This window comes from Nocardia sp. NPDC004604 (assembly GCF_040609795.1).
In the GTDB taxonomy this organism is placed as follows: Bacteria; Actinomycetota; Actinomycetes; order Mycobacteriales; family Mycobacteriaceae; genus Nocardia.
In genome coordinates this window covers 1-5,130 of the sequence record NZ_JBEXLC010000273.1, presented here as the reverse complement: position 1 = coordinate 5,130, position 5,130 = coordinate 1, and the positions used below count along the sequence as shown (strand labels likewise).

The 5,130-nt window shown below is 67.1% G+C and carries 1 protein-coding gene; it reads right to left on the bottom strand.

Annotated features, from left to right (window positions below):
* On the bottom strand, window positions 1-5,130 hold a 5,130-nt coding region (locus ABZW16_RS42945), incomplete at both ends, for a type I polyketide synthase (protein WP_354961917.1).

Genomic DNA, 5,130 nt, shown 5'->3' with positions numbered 1-5,130 from the left:
CGCTGCGACGGACCATTCGGCGCGGTCAAACCATTCGACGCACCATCCTGATTCACCGCCGAACCAGCCATCACCGCCAAAACCTGATGACCATTGCGGCGAGCGTCGGACAACCGCTCCAACACCAACACACCGGCCCCCTCGGACCAGGCGACACCATCGGCGGCATCGGCGAACGACTTACTCCGCCCGTCCGGCGAAAGCCCCCGCTGTCGACTGAACTCGACAAATACCTCAGGCGTCGCCATCACCGCCACACCACCGGCCAAGGCCAGATCGGATTCGCCCGACCGCAACGACTGCGCGGCCAGATGCATTGCCACCAGCGATGACGAACATGCCGTATCCACGGTGACCGACGGCCCTTCCAGACCGAGCACATACGAGACTCGACCGGAAGCGATGGATCCCACGTTCGCATTGGCCGGATAGTCGTGATACATCATCCCGGTGAAGACCCCGGTCGAACTGCCACGCAGCACGGTGGGATCGACACCGGCCCGCTCCAACGCCTCCCATGAGGTCTCCAGCAGCAGAAACTGCTGCGGATCCATCATTGCGGCTTCATTGGGGCTGATACCGAAGAACGCCGGATCGAACTCGCCGGCCGAGTGCAGGAAGCCGCCCTTACGCGTGTAGGAGGTGTGCGGTGTCTCGCCGGTGGGATCGTAGAGACGTCCGATATCCCAACCTCGGTTCACGGGGAATTCCGACGTCGCGTCGGTCCCGTCTACGACCAAATTCCACAGAGCCTCAGGCGAATCGACACCCCCCGGGTACCGGCAGGCCATACCGACGATCGCAATCGGTTCGTCGTCAACAGCTTTGGCGGCAGTGACCGCGACGTCCCGCCCGGTGCCGGTGAGCTCGCCGGCCAGGTAGGTGGCGAGAGTCTGCGGAGTCGGATAGTCGAAGACCACCGCGGCCGAAAGCGACAGGCCAGTGGCGGTTTTGAGTCGGTTGCGCAACTCGACGGCGCCCAGCGAATCGAGGCCGAGGTCCTGGAACGCGCGATCGGGATCGATCGCGGACGCACCGTCATGACCGAGCACGGCCGCGACGTGCGTGCGCACGGTATCGAGCACCACCTGCCGCTGCCGATCGGCGTCCGAACCGGCCAACCGCTGCCGCAGACCCGACACTACCGCCGAAGTCGCCGCCGGGCGCCGGGCCGCCGCCGGCGCCAGCTCCCGCAGCAACGGTGGCAGTAGTCCGGCATCGGCTCGGGCGCGGATCGCGGCGGTGTCCACCACGGCGATCACCGCATGTGCCCCGTCCCGTTCGAGTACCGCATCCCATCCGGCCAACGCCTGCTCATCCGAAATCGCGAGGAAGCCGCCTCGACTCATTCGGGCCACATCGGTCTCACCCAGATGTCCGGTCATACCGCTCGAGCGTGCCCACATACCCCACGCCAGCGATTGGCCGGCCAGCCCCCGTGCTCGCCGGTGCGCCACCAGCCCGTCGAGGAAGGTGTTCGCGGCGGCGTAGTTGCCCTGTCCGGGTCCACCGACCGTGCCCGATACCGAGGAGAACACCACGAACGCCGCCAGATCCAGCTCCGCGGTCGCCTCGTGCAGATGCCAGGCAGCGTCCACCTTCGGAGCCAGTACCGCGTCCACCCGCTCTGCGGTCAACGACGCAATGACCCCGTCGTCCAGCACACCCGCGGCATGGATCACAGCCGTCAAGGGCCACTGGGCGGGTACTTCGGCCAGCAACCCGGCCACCGCGTCGGCATCGGTGACATCACAGGCCACCACGTGCACCTGTGCACCCAATTGCGCCAACTCGGCGCACAGCGGTGCCACACCCTCGGCCCGCGGACCGCTGCGGCTGACCAGCAGCAACGACCGCACCCCGTGCTCAGCCACCACATGCCGAGCCACCACCGCGCCCAAACCACCTGTGCCGCCGGTGATCAGCACCGTTCCCGTGCCGAAGGCGGAAGCATCGCCCGGTACGGATGGCACCGTGGTCGCGGGTCGGGTGAGCCGAGCGGTATGTGTGACTCCGGCGCGCACGACCACCTGGGGTTCGCCCACGGCCATGACAGTGGCCGCAAGTTGCTCGTCGATGCCGGTGTCCGCATCGACCAAGACGATTCGGCCCGGATCTTCCGTCTGCGCTGTACGCACCAAACCCCACACCGCGGCACCGGCGAGGTCGGTGAGGTCTGCACCGGGCAGCGCGACCGCGCCGCGCGTGGCGATCAACAGGGTGCTGGAGGCGAACCGGTCCTGCTCGAGCCATGCCTGTACCACCTCGAGGATCCGCACGACTTCGGTATGGGTGGCGGTCACCACGTCGGTGCCGGTGTGTCCGTTCCACCCGAACCCGGCCTCGATCACCACCACCGGGGGTATCGGCGACTCCGGATCCAGGTCCCACCACCCCACACCCCCATCTCGAGGTGTTACATCCACCACCGCGGCCCCGGACGCGGTCGGCGACCACACCAGTTCCAGTACCGGATCGGCCACGCCTGCGGCAGCCGCGGCGAGTTGTCCGAGTGGCATCGGCCGGGTCTGCACCGATCCCGACAGCACCGGCTGTCCCTGCTCATCGGCTACCGACACCGACACCGACGATCCGGTCGGGGTCAGACGTACGCGCAGCACCGACGCCTCGGCCGCGTGCAGCGACACCGATTCCCACGAGAACGGCAGTACGACCTGCCCGGCCGCGACCGTGAACGGTGAATCCGGCTTTCCCGCAATGCTTTCGAGCACACCGGCCAACACTCCCGCGTGCAGGGCGGCATCCAGCAGTGCCGGATGGATGCCGAATCCTTCGCCTCGCACCCCGGTGTCCACATCGACGGCGATCTCGGCGAACACCTCCGCACCGCGTCGCCACAGCGCCCGCACACCCTGGAACGCCGGACCGAAGTCGTAACCACGCGCCAGCAGCTCCGGGTACGCGGCAGCGATATCGATACCACTCGACTCGGCCGGCGGCCATGCGACCGGTTCGCGTTCGGTCATGTCGTCGCGGGTGGTCAGCAGGCCCCGCGCGTTCAGTACCCACTGTTCGTCGCGGTCGTGTTCATCGCGGGAGTAGATCGATATCGGCCGCTGCGGGGACTCATGTTCGGGCCCGCCGACGACGACGTGGATCTGCACACCGCCCGCCGCGGGCAGCAGCAGCGGCGCCTGCAGCGTCAATTCCTCGATCACCGGGCACCCGGTCACGGCGCCGGCACGCAACGCCAACTCGACAAACCCGGTGCCCGGCAACAACACCGACCCGGCCACCGCATGGTCGGCCAGCCAGGGCTGTGTCGCTACCGACAATCGGCCGGTCAACAGCACGCCACCGGACTCGGGCACCGACACCACCGCGCCCAGCAACGGATGCTCCACCGCACCCAAACCCACGGATTCGACACCGGCCGTGCCGGCAGCGGGGGCTAGCCAGTAGCGACGGCGCTGGAAAGCGTAGGTGGGCAACGACACTCGCGAGACCGAGCGGCCGGCGAAGAACGCCCGCCAGTCGACATCGACACCGACCGTGTACGCGTGCGCCAAGCAGTTCACGAACTGCTCGACCTCGGCGTGCCCTCGACGTGCTGCGGCGACCACCAACGACTGCGCTTCGATATCTTCCGGCAGGCATTGCCGGGTCATGGCCGTGAGCACCGCATCCGGACCGATTTCCAGGAATCGACGCACGCCCGAGGCCGCGAGGGTGTCCACGCCCTGAGCGAACTGAACGGTCGCCCGCACCTGCTGTACCCAGTAAGCGGGTTCCAGCACTTCATTGCCGGCGATCCGGCCGGAGAGATTCGATACCAGTGGAGTCTGCGGGCGATGGTAGGTCACATCCCGTGCGACAGACTCGAACTCGGCCAGCATCGCATCCATCCGGTGCGAGTGGAACGCATGCGACACCGTCAACCGCGATGTCTTCCGCCCACGGTCGGCAAACCTCTGCTCGAGTGCCGTCACCGCGTCCTCGTCGCCGGAAACCACCACGGCTCCAGGTGAATTCACCGCGGCGATGGACACTCGGTGCGCATCGTCGACGAGCGCATCGCATACCTCGCGCTCGCTCGCCGCGATGGCCAGCATCGCGCCGCCTTCCGGCAGCTGCCCCATGAGGCGACCACGCGCCGCGACCAGCCGGCACGCGTCCGGTAGCGACCACACACCGGCGATATACGCGGCGGCCAGCTCACCGATCGAATGTCCGGCCAGGACATCAGGTGTCACACCGAATGAGTTCAAGAGTCGGCACAGCGCGACTTCGTACGCGAACAGCGCGGGTTGGGTGAACTCGGTCCGATTCAGCACACTGGCATCGGCATTGTCAGGACCACCATCGACCAGCTGACCGGTGAACATCAACTGCCTGAGCGAACCGCCCAGTAGTGGATCGAACTGCGCACAGATCTCATCCAATGCGGAAGCGAACACCGGGAACGCCTCGTACAGTTCACGCCCCATCCCGACCCGCTGCGCGCCCTGTCCAGTGCACAGGAAGGCTGCCTTACGCGGCACCGCCTGCCCCGCCGTCACGCCACCGGCGGAGCTCGCCGATCCGTGTTCGGCCAGCGCGCTCAGTCCGGCGAGCATCGTGTCCCGATTGTCGCCCACCACCGTGCCCCGCCAGTCCAGCTGAGCGCGGCTCGTCAACAGTGAATAGCCGATATCGTCGACTGTCAGGTCGGGGTGTTCGGTCACCCATTGCAGCAATTTGGCCGCCTGCGCACGCAGGCCTTCCTCGGTTTTCGCCGATACCGGCCATGGGGAGACAGCGGAGGTCACGGCCTTCGCACCACGATCGGCGGCATCGCCTTCCGGTTCGGCAGGCGCCGCCGCCAGAGCGGGGGCCTCTTCCAGAATCAGGTGAGCGTTGGTACCGCTGGCGCCGAAAGAGGACACACCGGCGCGACGCACCCGCTCTCCTGCCGGCCACGGCTCTGCCGTGGTGAGTAGCCGCACCGATCCTGCCGACCAGTCCACATGCGGGGTCGGAGCATCGACATGCAGTGTTGCGGGCAGCATTTCGTGTCGCAATGCCTGCACCATCTTGATCACACCGCCGATGCCGGCTGCGGCGGAGGTGTGTCCGATATTCGACTTGAGCGAACCGATACGCAGCGGATCTCCGCTGCGATTGCAACCG